The sequence below is a fragment of the Nocardia jejuensis NBRC 103114 genome (genome assembly GCF_001613145.1).
Taxonomy (GTDB): domain Bacteria; phylum Actinomycetota; class Actinomycetes; order Mycobacteriales; family Mycobacteriaceae; genus Nocardia; species Nocardia jejuensis.
In genome coordinates, this window is the sequence record NZ_BDBU01000022.1 from 75,607 (window position 1) to 94,017 (window position 18,411).

The 18,411-nt window shown below is 68.7% G+C and carries 16 protein-coding genes; 8 read left to right on the top strand and 8 right to left on the bottom strand.

What is annotated here, in order from left to right; genetic code table 11:
- Window positions 1–88 precede the first annotated feature (88 nt).
- Window positions 89–292, bottom strand: a complete 204-nt coding sequence (locus NJ1_RS17780; protein WP_067695314.1) for a DUF397 domain-containing protein — start codon at window positions 290–292, stop codon at window positions 89–91.
- A gap of 37 nt (window positions 293–329) precedes the next feature.
- Entirely contained in the window at window positions 330–1,250 is a 921-nt protein-coding gene (locus NJ1_RS17785) for a helix-turn-helix domain-containing protein (RefSeq protein ID WP_067695316.1), read from the bottom strand.
- 401 nt (window positions 1,251–1,651) lie between these two features.
- Here NJ1_RS17785 and NJ1_RS17790 point away from each other — a divergent pair, with 401 nt between their 5' ends.
- From NJ1_RS17790 to NJ1_RS17800, 3 genes are all read left to right on the top strand, one after another.
- Window positions 1,652–1,855, top strand: coding sequence for a hypothetical protein (locus tag NJ1_RS17790; protein WP_067695318.1), 204 nt, complete (start codon window positions 1,652–1,654; stop codon window positions 1,853–1,855).
- A 527-nt stretch (window positions 1,856–2,382) separates the two neighbouring features.
- Entirely contained in the window at window positions 2,383–2,805 is a 423-nt protein-coding gene (locus tag NJ1_RS17795; RefSeq protein ID WP_067695321.1) for a GNAT family N-acetyltransferase, read from the top strand.
- 2 nt (window positions 2,806–2,807) lie between these two features.
- On the top strand, window positions 2,808–3,668 hold the full coding sequence (locus NJ1_RS17800) for a hypothetical protein (RefSeq protein ID WP_067695324.1): 861 nt from the start codon (window positions 2,808–2,810) through the stop codon (window positions 3,666–3,668).
- A 21-nt stretch (window positions 3,669–3,689) separates the two neighbouring features.
- On the opposite strand, the gene NJ1_RS17805 is transcribed toward NJ1_RS17800, so the two are convergent.
- From NJ1_RS17805 to NJ1_RS17820, 4 genes are read right to left on the bottom strand one after another with little or no spacing between them, the layout of a single operon-like run.
- Window positions 3,690–4,673 carry an SCO2521 family protein gene (locus NJ1_RS17805; protein WP_067695327.1) on the bottom strand — a complete coding sequence of 328 codons (984 nt, stop codon included), beginning with the start codon at window positions 4,671–4,673 and terminating at the stop codon, window positions 3,690–3,692.
- 9 nt (window positions 4,674–4,682) lie between these two features.
- Complete coding sequence (locus tag NJ1_RS17810) at window positions 4,683–5,747, bottom strand: SCO2522 family protein (protein ID WP_067695330.1); 1,065 nt, start codon at window positions 5,745–5,747, stop codon at window positions 4,683–4,685.
- 3 nt (window positions 5,748–5,750) lie between these two features.
- Complete coding sequence (locus tag NJ1_RS17815; protein ID WP_245717438.1) at window positions 5,751–6,671, bottom strand: SCO2523 family variant P-loop protein; 921 nt, start codon at window positions 6,669–6,671, stop codon at window positions 5,751–5,753.
- Entirely contained in the window at window positions 6,671–8,563 is a 1,893-nt protein-coding gene (locus tag NJ1_RS17820) for an SCO2524 family protein (RefSeq protein WP_067695333.1), read from the bottom strand. The genes NJ1_RS17815 and NJ1_RS17820 overlap by 1 nt, the downstream gene beginning before the upstream one ends.
- A gap of 492 nt (window positions 8,564–9,055) precedes the next feature.
- On the opposite strand from NJ1_RS17820, the gene NJ1_RS17825 reads away from it, so the two are divergent.
- From NJ1_RS17825 to NJ1_RS17835, 3 genes are read left to right on the top strand one after another with little or no spacing between them, the layout of a single operon-like run.
- Entirely contained in the window at window positions 9,056–9,868 is an 813-nt protein-coding gene (locus NJ1_RS17825; RefSeq protein WP_422615758.1) for a carbohydrate ABC transporter permease, read from the top strand.
- Window positions 9,858–10,733 carry a carbohydrate ABC transporter permease gene (locus NJ1_RS17830; RefSeq protein ID WP_084478450.1) on the top strand — a complete coding sequence of 292 codons (876 nt, stop codon included), beginning with the start codon at window positions 9,858–9,860 and terminating at the stop codon, window positions 10,731–10,733. The genes NJ1_RS17825 and NJ1_RS17830 overlap by 11 nt, the downstream gene beginning before the upstream one ends.
- 2 nt (window positions 10,734–10,735) lie before the next feature.
- Window positions 10,736–12,010, top strand: coding sequence for an extracellular solute-binding protein (locus NJ1_RS17835; protein WP_157574069.1), 1,275 nt, complete (start codon window positions 10,736–10,738; stop codon window positions 12,008–12,010).
- 122 nt (window positions 12,011–12,132) lie between these two features.
- On the opposite strand, the gene NJ1_RS17840 is transcribed toward NJ1_RS17835, so the two are convergent.
- Window positions 12,133–13,065, bottom strand: a complete 933-nt coding sequence (locus NJ1_RS17840) for a DNA-3-methyladenine glycosylase family protein (protein ID WP_067695340.1) — start codon at window positions 13,063–13,065, stop codon at window positions 12,133–12,135.
- Between the two features lie 64 nt (window positions 13,066–13,129).
- Here NJ1_RS17840 and NJ1_RS39215 point away from each other — a divergent pair, with 64 nt between their 5' ends.
- Entirely contained in the window at window positions 13,130–13,276 is a 147-nt protein-coding gene (locus NJ1_RS39215; RefSeq protein WP_157574064.1) for a hypothetical protein, read from the top strand.
- Between the two features lie 33 nt (window positions 13,277–13,309).
- On the opposite strand, the gene NJ1_RS17845 is transcribed toward NJ1_RS39215, so the two are convergent.
- Window positions 13,310–16,138: an FAD-binding and (Fe-S)-binding domain-containing protein gene (locus tag NJ1_RS17845; RefSeq protein WP_067695342.1), complete on the bottom strand. Its 2,829-nt coding sequence runs from the start codon at window positions 16,136–16,138 to the stop codon at window positions 13,310–13,312.
- Window positions 16,139–16,450: 312 nt separating this feature from the next.
- On the opposite strand from NJ1_RS17845, the gene NJ1_RS17850 reads away from it, so the two are divergent.
- Window positions 16,451–18,331: an ABC transporter ATP-binding protein gene (locus NJ1_RS17850; RefSeq protein ID WP_174557091.1), complete on the top strand. Its 1,881-nt coding sequence runs from the start codon at window positions 16,451–16,453 to the stop codon at window positions 18,329–18,331.
- The last annotated feature ends 80 nt before the right edge of the window (window positions 18,332–18,411 follow it).

An 18,411-nucleotide genomic window follows, 5' to 3' on the forward strand; every position in this document is an offset into this window, starting at 1 on the left:
CAGTCCACGGTCCACGGATAGTTGGATACCCATGCTTTACCGCGACAAACCTGTTTTCGTTGCGAAACGGCCACCGATTCGTGATCGTTCACAACTCGAATAGACCATTGCCGATGCCGGCGGTGAACGACGTCCATTCCGACGCGGCGAACGTCAGCGCGGGTCCGCCGGGATTCTTGCTGTCCCGCACGCCCACCCGACCGGCGGGCAGGAAGGCCACCTCGACACACTCCTTGCCCGCGCCGCTGCGGCTGCTCTTGAACCAGACCGCCCCGACCAGATCCATGCTCACGCTGCTTCCTCTCATCGCCTGTGCGGCGCCTACGTGGTTACGCTCCGCTGCCTGCCCCGGGCTTGACGGCCCGGGCGGCGAACTCGCTCGCGACCTGCCGCAGCAGGTCCCTGCTGTCCCGCACGTCCAATGCACAGTGCTCCAGGCTTTCCTGGGCCCGGCGATAGCGCTGAACGTCGCCTTGTCTTTCGAGGTACAGATCGCCGGTGAACCCCTCCACATAGACCACGGGCGGTTCCACCGGCTGCCCTTTGCTGTCGGCCCCGAACTCGAGAATCACGAACGGACCGGTCGAAAGTCCCAGGGGGACACCGGCGGCGAAGGGAAGGATGCGCAATGACACGTTGGTGCGGCTACTCAGCTCCGCCAGGTGCCGCACCTGCGCAGCCATCACCCTTGCACCTCCCACCAGCCGGCGCAACGCCGATTCGTGCAACACCATGGCGACCGCCGCCGGATGCATCCGGCGGGTGATCATGGCTTGGCGCTGCAGCCGCAGCTGGACCCGCCGATCCAGTTCCGCGGCAGTGTCATCCGGATATCCGAGCTGGTTCAGGGCCCTGGCGTAGTCCGGGGTCTGCACCAGACCCGGCACCAATTCCGATTGATAGCAGGACAACTGCTGGGCGGATGCTTCCAGCCCCACGTAGACGTCGAAGTTCTCCGGAATCAGATCGCCGTAGGAGTGCCACCAGCTCTTGACGGCCGCCTGCTGGGCCAAACCCTTGAGCCCCTCGCCGATTTCGGCAGGGATTCCGTATATGCGACACAGCTCCTGGATGTCGATGGTCCGGATGCGATCCGCGTTACCCTTCTCCAGCCGCTGCAGTGTGCTCGCGCCCCACTCCATGAGTTTGGCGGCCTCGGCAATGGTGAGTCCGGCCTGAGTCCGCCAATCGCGCAGATAGCGGCCCAATTGGCGGCGGGGCAGGGTCGAGGACGCAGGGCTTTCTGACACGGCTCGCTCCGTTCTGTCGCGGGCGCGAACGGGTCGCCGGAGACATGCCCTCGCACTGTGAAAATGATGTGAATCAAGGTGCGGGACACCGGCACCCGCCCGGACTCACAGCTTGGAAAGGCAACTCTGGCGGGGGGCTTCGTCCACTATGGAGAATCCTCCTCCCCCGGGTGGATTCACTGCTGGGAATTCGCGCAATTTTGCGTTCTCATCTTCGAAATTCACCCGCCCGACGGCTGCTCATGGTGTGCTAGATGTGTGCCCGGAAGCGGTGCGGCTAGACCCCCTTCCTTTCCTGAAACCTCCGGGCACATCGAAACCTTCAGGAATCCCACGCAGGAACGAGGAGTTATGGCGGTCACCCTCTCCACCCTTTGCACCTCCGAAGCGAGGAGCTGACGATGCAGCTCACCGCGCTCAACATGCATGTCGCCGGATTGCTGCGCTGTCGCCGGGACCCCGGTGTGATGAGCACCGAACAGGCACATGCCGCAATGCAATTGCACCTCGACTGCACCGTCGACACCTGCAAGGTGCGCCGGCGGGCACGGGCCACACTGGTGGACGAGGGCAGGTGCGTCCTGGACGAACGCGCGCTCCCGTGACCACGCGAGCCCTCGGTCCCGACAGCGGGTTTCGGGTCGGCCGGCTCGGCGGCCACACCCCGGACCCGTGGCAGAACATCTCCACACAAGGCTCCGATCAGGCCCGATACCCTGCGGCCGGTCGGTATGAGCGGGCGGTACACCGCCTGCTGTGGTGCCTGCTCGATGCCCGCAAGGCGTCGAGCAGGCACCGGCGGAAGAACATCTCGCGGGCGGTGGTGTCCGGGGAAGGTTCCCGCCCGCGCTAGTTCTTTCCGCCCGCGATAGACGCTGCACGCACCGACCCTTCGAGCGCTCCGGCACCTCCTACCTCCGGGAGCCGGGGCGTGGTCCCCCATCGAGTGCGGCAGCGCGGTCCGGCCCGTTCGCTCCACAGACGGCGAACGGGTCCGGGCCGCACCCCCTCGGAACCGCACCCTGTGCGCCGATCGACGCCTACCCTGGAGTCCATCGCAGTCGTGCCGGTGAAGGGGACACCGTTGTCAGCCTTCGAGCTCTCGCAGGTTCCACAGTTTCGTTCCGCGTGCATGGCGGACCTGGATGCCATCCGTTCGCTGGAGGTCGCCGAGTTCGGCAATCTGGCGTATCCGTATTTTGTTCTTCGGCAACTGTTCGAGCTGCACGGAGCAAACTGGACAGTTGCCGAGGACTGTGGGCAGGTGTGCGGCTACGTCCTCACCGCGATCGGCCCCGATGCCGGCGCCTGGTTCATGGGCTTTGCCGTCGCGGGTTTCTGCCAGGGACGCGGCTACGGCCGGATCCTGCTCCAGGCCGCGCTCGACCACTGCCGAACATCGCAGGTGGACCAGGTTTTCGTCACCGTGCGCCCCGGCAATCGGCCCGCCTACCACCTTTACAAAGAAGTCGGATTCGTCTGGACCGATCATGAATCCGCGTACTTCGGGCCCGACGAGCCACGAGATGTCCTGGTGCGCAAGCTTTACCATTGATCATGCTCGAAAAGAGCGCACCGTCCTCACCGTTCGTCGCGGCCATGAGCACGCGCATCGAACGGCACGCCGATGCGTACGCCGAGGAAGTCGGCACGTTCCTGGACCAGCCGCACCGCTTGCGGCGCACCGTGACCGAACGGGGCCTGCTCGACACCTTCACGCGCCATGTGGAATCCGTGGTCGCCACCTACGATCCGCCCGGCGTGCGGCGCGTCGGGGACAGCCTGGTGTTCGGGCATCTGTACACCGCGGTCCTGAATCGAAGCGAGGCGGGCACGGAGCCCTCCGTGCCGGTGGCGACGCTGCTGGCGGCCCTGGTCGCCGCCGAGGTGGAGTTCCGGGGACCACTTCGCTTGAGCCGCACCCAGAGTCGGCAACTCGCGGAGACCTACGAGCGTCTCGGCCGGCGACTTGTCGCGGCCGGGCTGCCCGCGCACGCGGTGCTGGCCTATCAGCGCGCCATGGGTCTGTACCGGACCGAGGACGACACCGATGCCGAGGACGGCTGCGGTCTGGCCCTGGCCAAGGCGCGGCGGCTGGCCCAGCCGAGCGCGCTGCTGCGGGTGGCCGGGCTGTTCCCGGATCTGGTGTGCGGCTACGGATACCGACCGTTCCGGATGCTGTGGTGGATCGCGCTGCAGCTGGTCGTCTTCGTGGTCATCATCGCGCTGGTGTCGGACGAACACCTGACCACCACGATCTACAAGGTGCTGGTGAACTACCTCAACCCGCTCGGCCCGGGCGACACGACGGATCTGCGCACCGGCGGACGCACCTTCTACGTGATCGAGTGCTATCTCGGGTCGGTGACCACGTCGGTGTTCTTCGCGCTGCTGGTGCGGCGCTGGTTCCGCCTGTGACCGGTCGCCGCTCCCGCGGGCTCACCACTCCGCGGTACTGATCTTCGCGCTGCGCAACGCCTCCAGCGTGGCGACGGCCAGCCGATCGCGCAGCTGGCCCACCTGTGCGGTCCACTGCCGGGAGAAGCCCGGATCGTTCTCCAGCCGGGTCCACAGTTCCCGCAGTCGCGGCGGCGTGTGCGCGCCCGGCATCCACAGGTGCACGAGTTGCTCCAGCAGGGGACTCAGCTGCGCCACCGGATCCCGGTCCGGTCCGGCCCGGTCGGCGTCCGCCAGCGCCGCGCCCAGCGTGGTGAGCAGCCAATCGTGCAGCGCCAGATCCTCGCAGAAGCGTTGCACCCCAGCCAGATCCCGCACCGTCGGCACCATGATGCGGACCGATCGAATGGTCTCCTCCTCCAACCGGAAGGCGAACAGGGTGCGTCCGCGCACCTCACCCTGCACCAGCGGGGCCACCCGGGCCGCCCAGCGCAGGCGGGTGGGCGCGGTGCGTACGGGCGGGCGCTGATCCAGCCGGGGATCCATCCGGACCCGGGTCAGCAGCCGCTCGCTGATGGAGGCCAGGTCCAGGGTGGTCGCGCCGGAACCCTCCAGATAGCCCTCGGTCAGATCCACCGCCGCGGCGGTATCGTCACCGATCCGCGGAATCAGCTCCACCACACCGACTCTGGACAGATAGTGCGACCAGGATCGGCGGTTCGAATCGGCCGCCCGCTGCACCCGCGTGCCCGAGGAGCTCTGCACCACCCGGCCGCCCACCAGCGCGGCGTGCGAGCCCACCGTGCCTATCGCGCGGCTCTCGGACCGCGACACGGTGGCCAGCTGACAGTCGACGCCGACTGCCGAACTCGGCGAAACCGCGAGCGCCAGCGGACGTTCACGCATCAGCACCCGCTCGCCGGGAAGCAGCGACAGCAGCGCGGTCGCCTCCCTGGTGGCCAACGCGCCCGAGTTCGGCAGCAGCGCGGTGCGCACCTCCCCCAGCAGCACCAGTGGTTCGCTCATCGCGGCACCTCAGTCGTCGCCGAGGAAGATGTGATTGATTCGCTCGGTCACCGAGCGTGGCACCGACACCGGAATCCGCTCGGCGGCAGCACGTTCCGCGAGTTTGGCGTAGACCTCCTCGTCCGGCTGCAGATGGTCCAGGATCACGCGCACCGCGTGCTCGATCCCGAGATAGGTGTACGGCAGCACCGACACCGCGCGATAGGCGGCGAACGGGTGCGGATCGCGGCGCTCGTTCGGCGCGCCCGTGGCCGCGGGCGGCAATTGCACCACCGCGGGCAGCTGCCACCAGTCCTCGGGCCACGGACCCGTCCACAGCTGGGGCTTGGCGACCACCGCGCCCTCGTGGCGAATCATGCCCAGGCGCAACAACTGCCAGATGGACGCCAGGAACGGGCAGGACCAGATGGTGCGCTCCACCTGCTCCCCCGCCACCTCCCGCAACTCACGGCTCCACAGCTGCACGTCCAGGAAGATCGAATGATTGCGCGCCCCGAACTCCTGCGGCGGTCGATAGCGGGTGACCTGCATGGCCTGGCGCGGATCGTATTGCGAGGAGCGACTGCCGTTGCACAGCCAGCCCGATTCCGCGGTGGGCGGGCGCCGGCCGGTGGAGCCCTCGTCGGGCTCGGCCACGATGCGGGCCGACATCATCTCCGCGAGCCGGACCGGATCGCCCACCGGTTCCCCGTCCAGCAGGTTCGGCACCTCGGCGCAGCCTGCCTCGCGCGCCAGATAGTCGATGCGCACACCGCAATCGGCGGCCGCGCCCAGCAGTTTGTCCAGGATCACCGCGGGCTCGGTGCGCTGTTCGCGCGGACGGAAGTGCTCGAAATAGTCGTCCACCAGGAAACAGGTGCTCACCCGGGCGTTCGGGCCGTACTGCGCGCGGGCGACCTGGGTGTAGGCCTCCACCAGCGGTGCGACCTTGCGGAACTGCGCGCGGATCCGGTCCACGCCGTTGACCAGGTCGTCCATGTAGAAGTGGCCGACCTCTATGGACAGATGCGAGAGCGCCTGTCCCGAAGTCCGGTTGCGCTCACCGGCTTCGCTGTAATCGGTCGCGGAACTCACGGTTCACTCCAGCTCTTCCCAGACCGCACGGTTCATCAGCCGCACGGCGAGATGACGGAAAGCGTCGACGGTTTCCTCGTTGGCGATGCGGGCGGACACATCGATATCCAGGATCACCTGTTCACGGCATTGCAGTACCGGTTCTACCGGAGTCTGACCGAGTACCACGGTGGAGCCCATCTCGTTTCGGATGGCCGCCCGGTTCAACGTGTCGTTCTGCCGCTGCAACCAGGCCGCCTGCGCGGGCCGCAACCCGGCCGCCTCGTTCAACTCCGGCACCGCGGTCCGCACGTAGCGTACCGAATTACGCAGCTTGTTCGGGTCGTGGCCGCTCTGCGCGCCGGTCTGCAGCAGACCGTGATCGCCGTGCACGAGGCCGTGCCCGGCCACGATGTGCTGCCGGGTCCAGCGATGGAAGATCAGCCAGCGGGAGATCACATCCGAGAGCTGCGGCTCCATCGTGGCCTGCAGCGCCAGGGCCAGCGCGATCGAGCGGCCGGCGCTCAGATCCACGAAGGTGACGTCGAATTCCTGCTCGCAGGAGGCGAACAGCGAGGCACAACGCCGCACCATGCCCGCGTCCAGGACGGTGAACTCCGAACCGCTGCGATCGCCGGGGAACAGCACCAGGCGGCCGGACGGATGCCGCGATCGGCTCAGTTCCACCCGATCGGTCTCCGAGCGCACGCTCACCCGGGCGGCGCTGCCGTTGCCGCCGAGCAGGTATTCGTGCAGGCCGCCACCGCCGGGAGCGCCGCGATCGATCCGGCTGATCTCGAAAGTGCCTCCGGCCGTGGGCGATCCGAAGTCGAAGTCGAGGTAGGCGACCTTCTGGCCGTCCATGCTCAGCCAGTAGGCCATATTGCAGCTGGTCACCGACCTGCCGGTGCCGCCCTTGTCGGAGGCCGAGAACACCAGCACCATCACATGCTCCTGGTCGCGTCGAACCGCGCGTAGGCGAGCTCGTCCAGCTCCTGCAACGCCTGGGACGCGAGACTCACCGCGGTGCCCGGCCTTTCGTCGATCAGGCGGCGGGCGCGCAGCAGCCGCTGCTCGGCCAGCGCCAGTGCGCTGCGATTGGAGGACATATCGCGTTCGCTGAGCTCGAGCAGTTCTCGATTGAGCAGGTGCTCGGCCTCGGTGAGCAGTTCCATGGCGCGCAGGCCCAGGGCCGGGGAGCGCAGCGGGGGCTCGCGGTACATGCGGGCTGCGGCGACCAGGCATTCGATCACGCGCTCGGTGAGATACCAGGAGGGCTCCCGGGTTTCCTCGCCACCGAACACCCGGGCCGGATCGTCCCAGAGCCCCACCGGGCCGTCCCGGAAGGACCGCCGGTCGAGATGATCCATGGTGTCCTGCGCCAGCGCGAGCAACTGATCACGGGTCTCCATGGTGCCGGACAGCCGGGCCGCCTGCAGGGTGCGCTTCAAAAGCACTGTGGCGTAGTCCGATACGGTCCAGACCAGTAGTGGACCACCACCGGCCTGTTCACTGCCGTGCAGCAGCAATGCCACACCGGGGGTGTGCATGGCCCGGGCCGGATCGGATTCGGTCACGCGGCTGATGATCCGGCCGCGACGGGCCAGCTGATCGAAAATCGGTGCGGCACGGTTCAAATCGTCGTCGCTGGCCTCGCGGTTGAGCAGATCCTGCATCAGCACCGCCGACACCGAGAGACTGAAGTAGTCCGACTCCTCGCCGTCCGAGGTACGCCACGGAATATCCTCCAGCGGCCAGCGGCCCGCGCCGAAACGCGCGACCGCGGACCAGTAGCGCTGTGCCAGATCCCAGCGCAGCTGCAGCGCCTCGGCCAGTCGGCGCTGCTGATCGTCCAGCAGGTCCAGCTCCCTGGTGCGCACGGAGGTGAGGTCGTTGATGCCGTCCAGCGCCACCACCGTGAAGTGCAGATAGGGCCGCGCGACCGCGAGTCCGGCCTGAGTGGCGATCGGCATGTCCACGAAGTCGATCGCGGCGGCGTCGCGCACCATGCTCCAGCTCCAGCCGCACTCGAAGAGCAGGCCCTCTCCGTAGAGGTCGACGCCCGGGGTCTGGCTCAGGGTGACGTCGTTGCGCAGCCGGATGCGCACGCGATCGAGGCGATGACCCACCGCCTCCACCACCGCGTCCGACGGTGCGCCGGTCTGATTCAGCATGGACAGCATGGCCTCGCCCTCGGGCGACTCCGGATAGACAGTGTTGACCACGAAGCTGCGCACCAGCCCGACCATGGCCGCGGTCAGGCGGGTATTGATTCGCACGTCCAGCACTTCTATCCGGCGCTGCAGGCCGACCGCGTCCTGGATCCGCCGGGTGGCCAGGTCCGCGACGGGACCGTGGAAGCCGCGCAGGAATTTCAGTGCGGCCAGGCACAGGGTCAGGGACATCGAATAGGAGTCGACGACGTCGAGCGCGCGCTGGTCGGGCACCGGGTCGTTCCGATCCGCCGAGCTCAGATAGCTGCCGGCGGCGAAGACCGGAATGTCCTTGGCGGCCTTGCCCTCCGGCGTATCCACCTCGATCACCTCGGTGTAGCGGGCGATGTAGTCCTCGAGCACCGTCACCAGCGTCGCGCCGATCCGCCAGCCGGTGCCCATCGGGGACAGCACCGCGCGGATGTCGTCGGCGATATCGTCCGGCCGGTCCAGGCCGAAGCCGTCGATCTCGGTGGCCGGATACAGCAGGCACAGCAGCTGTTCGGCGTCGCTGATGGAATTGGAGCCGTCGCGGCCGCCCCACACCCACTCACCGCGGTGAAAGCACGCGGTCAGCAGCGACCGCCACACTCCGAGAATCTGCTGCCGTGGCTGAATTCGCATCGACGCCGTCCCCTGCCCTGTCGTGGCGTGCCTCGCTGATCATCGCTGAGAAACAAGCGCGGCAAAAACTATCATGCGCCGGCGCGGGCCACAGGGTGAAAGGGATGGGTGGAACCGAAGCGGACCGTGGGATGAATCCGGCGAATCAGGCAGGGAGTGAATGGAGTTCGCCCGCGGTATCGCGGCGCGGTGAGCGTGCGCGGGCTACGCCGGGGCCAGTTCCGGGGGCAACGGCACGGGTGAAGCGGTTCGGGTGAAGCGGTTCGCGGTATGGCGTGTGTCGGAAGACAGGCGAGGTGGGGCCGGTAGCGTCGCGAACATGGGGAACCGGACAGCATGATCGGTGGCACAGCGTGATCGGGGACAGAACGTGACGGGTTGCAGGGCATGACAGGCACCAGCGTGACGGGCGGCAGCGTGATCGGCGCGGTGCGGGCGAATCGGCGCGCGGCCGGGCGCACGGCGACGAGTTACGCGCTGCTGCTGCCCAGCATGATCGGAGTGGGGCTTTTCCTGCTGACGCCGATCGCGGTGGTGCTGTGGCTGAGCCTGCACAGCTGGAATCTGCTGAGCCCCATCGAATTCACCGGGCTGGGGAACTGGCGGTCCGTGCTGTCGGATCGGCAGTTCGGCCATTCGGTGCTGGTGACGCTGGCACTGACGGCGATCGTGGTGCCCGCGCAGACCGTGCTCGGATTCGCCGTCGCCGCACCCCTGGCCCGGCGCGGACGCGGCACAACGGTGCTGCGGGTGGCGTACGCGCTGCCGTGGATGTGCGCGCCGGTGGCGGTCGGGGTGGTGTGGCAGTGGATCTTCGCACCCAGCGACGGTGCGCTGAACGCGGTGCTCGGGCGGCGCGTCGAATGGCTCAGTTCGCCGTCACTGGCGCTGCCCGCGGTGGCGGCGGTGATCGTGTGGATGAACGTCGGATACGTGGCGCTGTTCTTCGTCGCCGGGATCCGGGCCATTCCGCGGGAGATCCTGGACGCGGGGTCGCTGGACGGGGCGACCGGGTGGCGGCGGGTGCGCTGGCTGGTGCTGCCGCTGCTGCGGCCGACCATGTTTTTCGTGCTGGTCACAGGCGTGCTGAGCGTGTTCCAGACCTTCGACGCGGTCTACGCGCTGACCCGGGGCGGACCGGATCACCACACCGATGTGGTGGGTATGCGGCTGTATTCGGAGGCGTTCGAGGCCGCGCATCCGGGCCGGGCGGCGGTGATGGCGGTGGTGATCTTCGCGGTCATGTTCGCGATCACCGTGGTGCAGCATCGGTTCCTGCGGGATCGGACCGGCGATGAGACCTGAGCCGACCTCGATACTCGATACCCGCGATGCTCCGCGATCCGGAACCCGCGGCGCGGCAGCGCGTTCGGCGGCGGCGTACCTGCTGCTGGTGGCGGGGGCGCTGCTGACCGTCGCGCCACTGGTGCTCAGCGGCCTCACGGCAGCGAAGACACCACGACAGTTCGCCGGTGAATCCGCGCTGGCGCCACCGCATCCGGTCACGCTGGACAATTTCCGGACCGTTCTCGATCAGGGGCTCGGACGAGCGGTGGCCGTCACCGCACTGATGACGGTGTGCATCACCTGCGGGCAGCTGCTCACCTCGATTCTGGCGGCATACGCGTTCGCGCGCACCAGCTTTCCCGGACGGGACGCGCTGTTCTGGGTGTATCTGGGCACCATGATGGTGCCGAGCGCCGTCACCCTCATCCCGCTGTATCTCATGTTCGCGAAACTCGGGTGGCTCAACAGCTTCTGGGCGCTGGTGCTGCCGTTCGTCTTCGGGTCGCCGTACGCCATATTCCTGCTGCGGCAGTACTTCCGGGCGATTCCGGGTGAGCTCATCGACGCGGCGCGGATGGACGGGGCAGGCACGCTCGACATTCTCGTGCACGTGGTGGTGCCGATGAGCCGGCCGATCCTGGCCACGCTCACGGTGATCACCGTCGTCTCGCAGTGGAACAACTTCATGTGGCCGCTCGTGGCCGCCAGCGGGGCGAAGTGGCAGGTGCTCACGGTGGCCACGGCCACCCTGCAGACGCAGTACAACGCGCAGTGGCCGCTGATCATGGCGGCGACGACGCTGGCCATCGCGCCACTGGTCGTGCTGTTCGTGGTGTGCCAGCGACAGGTACTGCGGTCCATCACGTGGACGGGGTTGAAATGAGGATCAAGGACTCCACCCGGGTGGTGCTCGGGCTCGTGCTGGCGGCGGCACTGCTCGTCGCGGCGGCGCTGTGGCTGGGGCGCGACACCGACGGATCGGGGCGCACGGTGGTGCGGCTGCGGATCTGGGATCAGAGTTTCGTCTCCGCGTATCGCGCCTCGCTCGACGAGTTCGAGCGGGCGAACCCCGACATCGACGTGCGAATCACGCTGGTGCCGTGGGCCTCCTACCCGCAGAAGCTGCGACTGGACGTGGCGGGCGGGATCGCCGACGACCTGTTCTGGACCGGCCTGTACGAGGACTACGCCGACAGCGGACATCTGGTGGATGTCGGTGCGGCGCTGGGCGCGGATGCCGCGCGCGAATGGGATCCGTTCGCCGTCGAGCAGTTCACGCGGGCGGGAAAGCTCTGGGCGGTACCGCAATTCGTCGACGGCGGGACGGCGGTGTACTACAACCGGGAACTGCTGGACGCGGCCGGAATCGAGCCCGGCGCGCTGAACGCGGTGCGCTGGAGTCCCGATCCGGCGCAGGACACCTTCCGGGCGCTGTTGCGGCGGTTCGGCGGCGTGGCGAGTCCGCCGTACAACGCGGCGAACGACTTTCAGTCCATCACGCTGCCGTATCTGGGCTCGGCGGGAGGCGAACTCCAGCACGACGGGAAGTTCGCGTTCGATACGCCGCAGGGGCGCGACGCGTTCGGATATACGACCGCGCTGATCGCGGACGGCCTCTCCCCCTCCGCCGCCGATACCGCCGCGAGCAGCGACTTCGCCAAAAATGCCTTCCTGCAGGGGCGGATGCCGCTGTTCCAGTCCGGGACCTTCACTCTCGCCACCGTGGCGCAGAACGCGCGCTTCCGCTGGGGTGTGGCGCTGATCCCCGCAGGGCCCGCGGGGCGAGTGAGCGCGAACAATTCCGTCGCCGTCGCGGGGAACTCGGCGTCCCCGCACCCGGACGCGGTGCGACGGGTGTTGGGCTGGCTCGGCAGTCCCGGCGGGAATCGCTATCTCGGACTCGAGGGGGCGACCATCCCCGCGGTGCTCTCGCAGCAGCAGGTCTATCGGGACTACTGGACCCGGCGCGGTGTCGATGTCTCACCGTTCTTCGATGTGCTTCGCGGCGAACGGATCTCGGCCGGCGGTGGGCCGGGGTTCACCGCCGCGCTACAGGCGATCACGCCGATCATCGACGAGATGTACCTGGGACGGATACCCGTGGATACGGCGCTCGCGCGGGCTCGGGCCGCCGCTGATGCCGCGATCGCGCAGAGATGAGGGCACATCGTGGATTGCCTTCTCCCCCACCGTGACTCGCGAGAGAAGGCGGCATCGGCACCGGGTGGAAGATCGGCGCCGTGGTCCCGGCCGACGCGCGCACCGGCACCTGCGGATGTGGATCAGATACGGCTGTGATCGGTATAGGGGGTTCGGGGTCCGAACTTGGGCTTACGCGCGAATCCGGCCAGCCCCAGCAGCCGCACGGCCCGATACCGGTGCGGGCGAAGGGGTTCCAGCAGTTCGACCATGGCGTCGTCATCGATGGGCTTGCCCAGCAGGGTCCAGCCGACGGTCGCGGCCAGGTGGAAGTCACCGACCGACAACGCGTCCGGGTCACCGAAGGCGCGTTGCGCGATCTCGGCGGCGGTCCACACCCCGATACCCGGAACGGTGCACAACCGGCGGGCGGCATCGGCATGGCTCAGGGTCGCCGCCTCCTCCAGCTTCGGGGCGATGCGCGCGGCCAGCACGATCGTCTTCGACCGCTGCGGGCCCACATTGGCGCGGTGATAGACCCAGGACGGGATATGCCGCCAGGTCTCGGCATCCGGCATCACCCGCAACCCGTCCGGGGCGGGACCGGGTGCGGGAGTTCCGTAGCGCCACACCAGCTTCCGCCAGGACGCGTGCGCGGTGACGGTGTGCACCTTCTGCTCCAGCACCGCGGGCACCAGCGCCTCCCACACCAGCCCGGTGCGCAGCATGCGCAGGCCGGGATTGAGCCGGTGCGCCTCGGCCACCTTGGGATGCTCGGGGACGAAGTCGGTGAGGTCTTCCCGCAGGCACAGCATGGCCGGGAGCCGTTCGAGGAATTCCTCCGCGCCCGGACCCCACGCCCGCGCGTCCACCGCACAGCGGTCGGCCTGTCTCAAGCGGAAGGTGACCGGTCCCGACGGCATCCGCGAGGCGTGCCAGTGCGCACCGTCCGAGGTCTCCCGATGACACGGATCCCCGAACCCGCGCCGCAGCGGCGTCACGGTCGCCGCGAGATCGACGGCCCGTTCGGACCGCACGATCCGCGTGGACGCGGCGGCGATCGGGGCGGAGGTCACCGGCTCATTCTGCCTCCTCGATAACGCACAGGTCACGACGGGCGATACTCCCCCGGTAGACCGCGTGATCAGCGATCAGCCGACGTTCGACTCGATGGAGGTTCTCATGCTCACCACCGTGCTCAACTGGATTCTCGCCGCCTGGGGCAACGTCGCGGCGGGAAGCAGCGGCTATCAGATTCCCCCGGGATCCCTCCCCTTCGGCAGCTGAGGGCGACAGGCCTCCCGCGACGACCACGGGCGGCTATCGGTCGTCGCGGGGTTCGACGTCGCTGGGTCGAACGAGGAATTCGGCCAGGTGCTGTGCCGGGTACGCGGCGAGCTGAGCGGCCTGGGTGCGACAGGAGAAGCCGTCGGCGATGAGAGTCGCATCGGCCGGGGCCGCGCGGAGCGCGGGCAGCAGCGACTGCTCGGCTATGGCGGTGGAGACGTCGTGGTGCCCGGCCTGCATCCCGAAGTTTCCCGCCAAGCCGCAACAGCCGCTGATCTCGGTGATCCTCGCTCCGGTGCGTGCGAGGATGCCGCGATCCGCGGCGAAGCCGGTGGTGGCGTGTTCGTGGCAGTGCGGTTGCACTACGAGGTGACGGCCGGATCGGTCCGGGGGCCGGAAGTTCGGCTCGGAATTCAGGAACTCCGCGAGGGTGCGGGTAGCGACCGCGACCGCTCTCGCACGCGGGTCGTCGGGCAGGAGCCGGGGCAGGTCTTCGCGCAGGGCCGCGGTACAGGACGGTTCCAGACCGACCACCGCGCCTCCCCGGGAGACATGCCGCTCGAGCGCGTTCACCGTGGCGCGCAGGCGCTTTCGCGCGGTATCGAGCTGACCGGTGGTGATCCAGGTCAGGCCGCAGCACACGCGACGGTCGGGGATTCGCACCTCGTAGCCGAGGGATTCGATCACTTCGACCGCCGCCCACGCGATATGCGGATCGAACGCGTCGGTGAAGGTGTCTATCCACAGCATCACCGGGGGTGAGCCGGAAGCGGCGTGCGCACCGTCGACCCGGGAGTCCGCGAGCGACTCGGGGCGTCGAGCCCAGGAGCGGCGGAAGGTCTCGGGAGCCAGGCGCGGGATGGGGCGGCGAGGGTCGATTCCGGCCGCGCGCAAGGCTGTTCGGCGGAGCGGACCGGCGGCGGCGAAGGCATTGGTCAGGCGCGGGGCGCGGGTGGCGGCGGCCAGCCATCGGGGCAGCCGACCCAGCGAGTAGTGGTCGAGGGGGCGGATTCGGCCCTGGTAGCGACGATAGAGGGTCTCGGATTTGTAGGTGGCCATGTCCACGCCGGCGGGGCAGTCGGAGTGGCAGGCCTTGCAGGACAGGCACAGATCGAGGGATTCGGCCACCGCGTCCGATCGCCAGTCGAGATCACCGCGCACCACCTCCTGCAGCACCCGGGCCCGGGCACGGGTGGAGTCCTTCTCGTCCGCCGTGGCCAGATACGAGGGGCACATGAAGCCACCGGAGGCGCGAGAGTCGGCGCGGCACTTGCCGATTCCCACGCAGCGGTGCACGGCGGTACCGAGATCACCGTCCCGGGGGAACACGAACCCGCCCGTGGAGGGAACGGGGCGCAGACCGGCCAGGCGCAGATCGGCCTCGAGGGGGCGGGGGCGCACCAGGACACCGGGGTTCAGGATGTCGGCGGGATCGAAGAGCGCCTTGAACCCGGCGAAGGCGGCCAGGGCATCGGGGGAGTACATGAGCGACAACAGGTCCGAGCGGGCACGGCCGTCGCCGTGCTCACCGGACAGGGACCCGCCGAAGCGCACGACCTGGCGGGCGGCGTCCTCGAGGAAGGCCCGGAAGCGTTGCGGGGCATCGGTTATCGGGAGATCGAGGCGCACATGGATGCAGCCGTCCCCGAAATGGCCGTAGAGCAGGCCGTCCAGCCGGTGCGCGCGGGTGAGTTCCTCGAATTCGCGCAGGTACGCGCCCAATCGCTCGGGAGGCACGGCGGCGTCCTCCCAGCCGGGCCAGGCCGGATCCCCGTCCGGGGTGCGACCGGCCAGCCCCGCGCCATCCGCGCGAATTCCCCACAGCGACTGTGCTTCTCGCGTGTCCGTGACCGTGCGCGAGTCGAGCGCGGCGGCCGATCGGCACAGGGATTCGGCGAGGTCGCGCGCCTGCGCCGCGGTGTCGGCGGCGATCTCCACGAGCAGCCAGCCGCCGCCTCCGGGGAGTGTGGGAACCGTGCCGCGATGGGCGCGAACCACATCCACCAGCCGAGCGTCCATGCCCTCGACCGCGGTCGGGCCCACGGCCATCACCGTCGCGATATCGTCCGCGGCGGTGGGCATGTCCGGATAGCCGAGCACCACCAGGACGGTGGCGGCGGGCACCGGCACCAGTTCGACCGTCGCCTCCAGCAGGAGCCCGCAGGTTCCCTCGGTCCCCACGAACGCCTTGGCGATCGACGAACCCCGTTCCGGCAGTAGATGTTCCAGGCTGTAGCCGGAGGCCTGACGCTCGAATCGCCCGAGTTCGGTGCGGATCACCGCGAGGTTCGCGCGGGTGAACTCCGCCAGCCCGGGGAGCACGGCCGGATCGTCGGCCAGTCGGCGTTCGGTTCCCGTGCCGTCGAGGATCCGCAGTTCCCGCACCGTATCGGAGGTTCGCCCCCAGGCGACCGCGCGCGGGCCGCACGCGTTGTTGCCGATCATCCCGCCGAGCGTGCAGCGGTTCTGTGTCGAAGGATCGGGTCCGAACCGCAGTCCGTGCGGCGCGGCGCGGCGCTGCAGGTCCGCGAGTACCGCGCCGGGTCGCACCCGTGCCGTCCGAGCGTCCGGATCGACCTCGAGGATCTCGTCGAGGTGGCGGCTGAAATCCAGCACGATCCCGGCGCCGATGGCATTGCCCGCGACCGAGGTGCCGCCGCCGCGCGCGGTGATCCCGATGCCCTCCGCGCGCGCGAATCGCAGCACCTCGGCGACATCGTCGTCGGTGCGGGGGAACACGACCGCGGCCGGGAGCACCCGATAGTTGGAGGCGTCGGAGGAGTATTCGGCACGACGGCGCTCGGACGCATCGACCTCGCCCGCGATCCGTCCGCGCAACGCCCGCTCCACCGCATCGCTCACCCCGTCAGCCTATGACCCGGCACCGCGCCTCGAACCGCATCCGTCCCCGGTTCTCGCCCCGCACCCGGATCCGCGGCGAACATCGGCGACGTGACTTGCGGGTACGTCCCGATCGTGTGCGACCGGTGAGTGTCAATGTGTGGACGCCGCACCGGGCACACCCGAAAGATCGGGAAACGCCCGATGAGATCTCCGTGCGGTTCGCTCAGCGCGAACGGCGCGCCGGGCCGGAAGGGCTTGCTCTCAACCTTTGTTGAGGTCCTACTGTCGGTGGTCGGGAGTTCAGTGGACTCCGACGGTGAGGAGTACGGGATGAGCATGGAATCCGTGGCGTGGAATCAGCTGTATCGGCAGATGAACGCGCCTACCGAGCAGCGACCGCTTCGGCTGGCGACAGCGCGGCGGATCCTGGCGTTCGCCACCCCGCATCATCGGCGACTGGGCGCCTTCCTGGTGTTCAGCGTTCTGTCCGCGCTGCTGGCCGTGGCCACGCCGGTGCTGGCCGGGCGGGTCGTGGACGCCATCGTCGGCGGCGGCACCACCCGCACCGTCATCACCCTGGCGGCGATCATCGCGCTGGTGGCCGTGCTGGACGCGGCGCTGGGGCTGATCATCCGACTGCTGTCCTCCCGCATCGGCGAGGGACTGATCTTCGATCTGCGGACCGCCGTCTTCGATCACGTGCAGAAGATGCCGGTCGCGTTCTTCACCCGCACCCGGACCGGCGCACTGGTGAGCCGGTTGAACAATGACGTCATCGGGGCGCAGCGGGCCTTCAGTTCGACGCTGTCCGGCGTGGTCACCAATGTGGTGACGCTGGCGCTCACGCTCGCGGTGATGATGCGATTGTCCTGGCAGATCACACTGCTGGCGCTCGTGCTGCTGCCGGTTTTCGTCCTGCCCGCCCGGCGCATGGGGGAGCGGCTGGCCACCATCCAGCGCGAGGCGGCCGGACTCAACGCCTCCATGAGCACCCAGATGACCGAACGGTTCTCCGCGCCCGGCGCGACGCTGGTGAAGCTGTTCGGACGCCCGCACCAGGAGTCCTCGGAGTTCTCGGTGCGCGCCGGACGCGTGCGGGACATCGGGGTGCGCACCGCCATGCTGCAGACCGTGTTCGTCACCGCGCTCACCCTGGTGTCGGCGCTGGCGCTGGCGCTGGTGTACGGACTCGGCGGGTACTTCGCGCTGCAGGGCCGGCTGGAACCCGGTGCGGTGGTCGCGCTTTCGCTCCTGTTGACCCGGCTCTACTCGCCGCTGACCGCGCTGGCCAGCGCCCGGGTGGACATCATGTCGGCGCTGGTGAGCTTCGAGCGGGTCTTCGAGGTGCTGGATCTGGAGCCGCTCATCCAGGACGCACCCGATGCGGTGGACGTTCCCGACGGGCCGATCGCGGTCGAATTGGACGCGGTCGACTTCGGATACCCGTCGGCGGACAAGGTGTCCCTGGCCTCGCTCGAGGATGTGGCGACCCTGGACACCCGCGGCGGTGAGGAAGTGCTGCATCAGGTGTCGCTGCGCGCCGAACCCGGGCAGATGGTGGCACTGGTCGGATCTTCCGGCGCCGGTAAATCCACCATCGCGCAGCTGGTTTCGCGTCTCTACGACGTGGACTCGGGATCCGTTCGGCTCGGCGGCGCCGATGTGCGGCAATTGACCGGGCGTTCCATCCAGGCCACCGTCGGCCTCGTCACCCAGGACGGGCATCTGTTCCACGACACGATTCGGGCCAACCTGCTGCTGGCGCGACCCGAAGCCGACGAGGCCGAACTCTGGGATGCCTTGAGCCGCGCCAGATTGCGCGACCTCATCGAATCGCTCCCCGACGGTCTGGACACTGTGGTCGGCGAACGCGGCTATCGACTCTCCGGCGGCGAACGGCAGCGGCTCACCATCGCCCGCCTGCTGCTCAAGCAGCCCCGCGTGGTGATCCTGGACGAGGCCACCGCCTCCCTGGACTCCACCTCCGAGGCCGCCGTGCAGGAGGCGCTGGCCGAGGCCCTGAACGGCCGGACCTCGCTGGTGATCGCACATCGGCTCTCCACCATCCGCAACGCGGATCAGATCCTGGTCCTGGAGCACGGCCGCATCGTCGAACGCGGAACCCATACGGCGCTGCTGGCCGCGGGCGGGCGGTACACCGAGCTCTACCGCACCCAGTTCGCCGACGCGTCCGAACCGGCCGCCGCCTGACCCCTGCACGACTTTCTCCCCCGGCCCGCCCGGGGGAGAAAGTCGTGCAGGGGCTTGCCGATCCGGCAAAAGAAATAGGG

Bases quoted from the DNA above. Each gene is read 5' to 3' on its own strand.
- NJ1_RS17850 (WP_174557091.1), top strand. From the start codon at position 16,451: ATGAGCATGGAATCCGTGGCGTGGAATCAGCTGTATCGGCAGATGAAC.
- NJ1_RS17815 (WP_245717438.1), bottom strand. From the start codon at position 6,671: ATGGTGCTGGTGTTCTCGGCCTCCGACAAGGGCGGCACCGGCAGGTCG.
- NJ1_RS17825 (WP_422615758.1), top strand. From the start codon at position 9,056: ATGATCGGAGTGGGGCTTTTCCTGCTGACGCCGATCGCGGTGGTGCTG.
- NJ1_RS17820 (WP_067695333.1), bottom strand. From the start codon at position 8,563: ATGCGAATTCAGCCACGGCAGCAGATTCTCGGAGTGTGGCGGTCGCTG.
- NJ1_RS17790 (WP_067695318.1), top strand. From the start codon at position 1,652: ATGCAGCTCACCGCGCTCAACATGCATGTCGCCGGATTGCTGCGCTGT.
- NJ1_RS17830 (WP_084478450.1), top strand. From the start codon at position 9,858: ATGAGACCTGAGCCGACCTCGATACTCGATACCCGCGATGCTCCGCGA.
- NJ1_RS17795 (WP_067695321.1), top strand. From the start codon at position 2,383: ATGGCGGACCTGGATGCCATCCGTTCGCTGGAGGTCGCCGAGTTCGGC.
- NJ1_RS17805 (WP_067695327.1), bottom strand. From the start codon at position 4,673: ATGAGCGAACCACTGGTGCTGCTGGGGGAGGTGCGCACCGCGCTGCTG.
- NJ1_RS17800 (WP_067695324.1), top strand. From the start codon at position 2,808: ATGCTCGAAAAGAGCGCACCGTCCTCACCGTTCGTCGCGGCCATGAGC.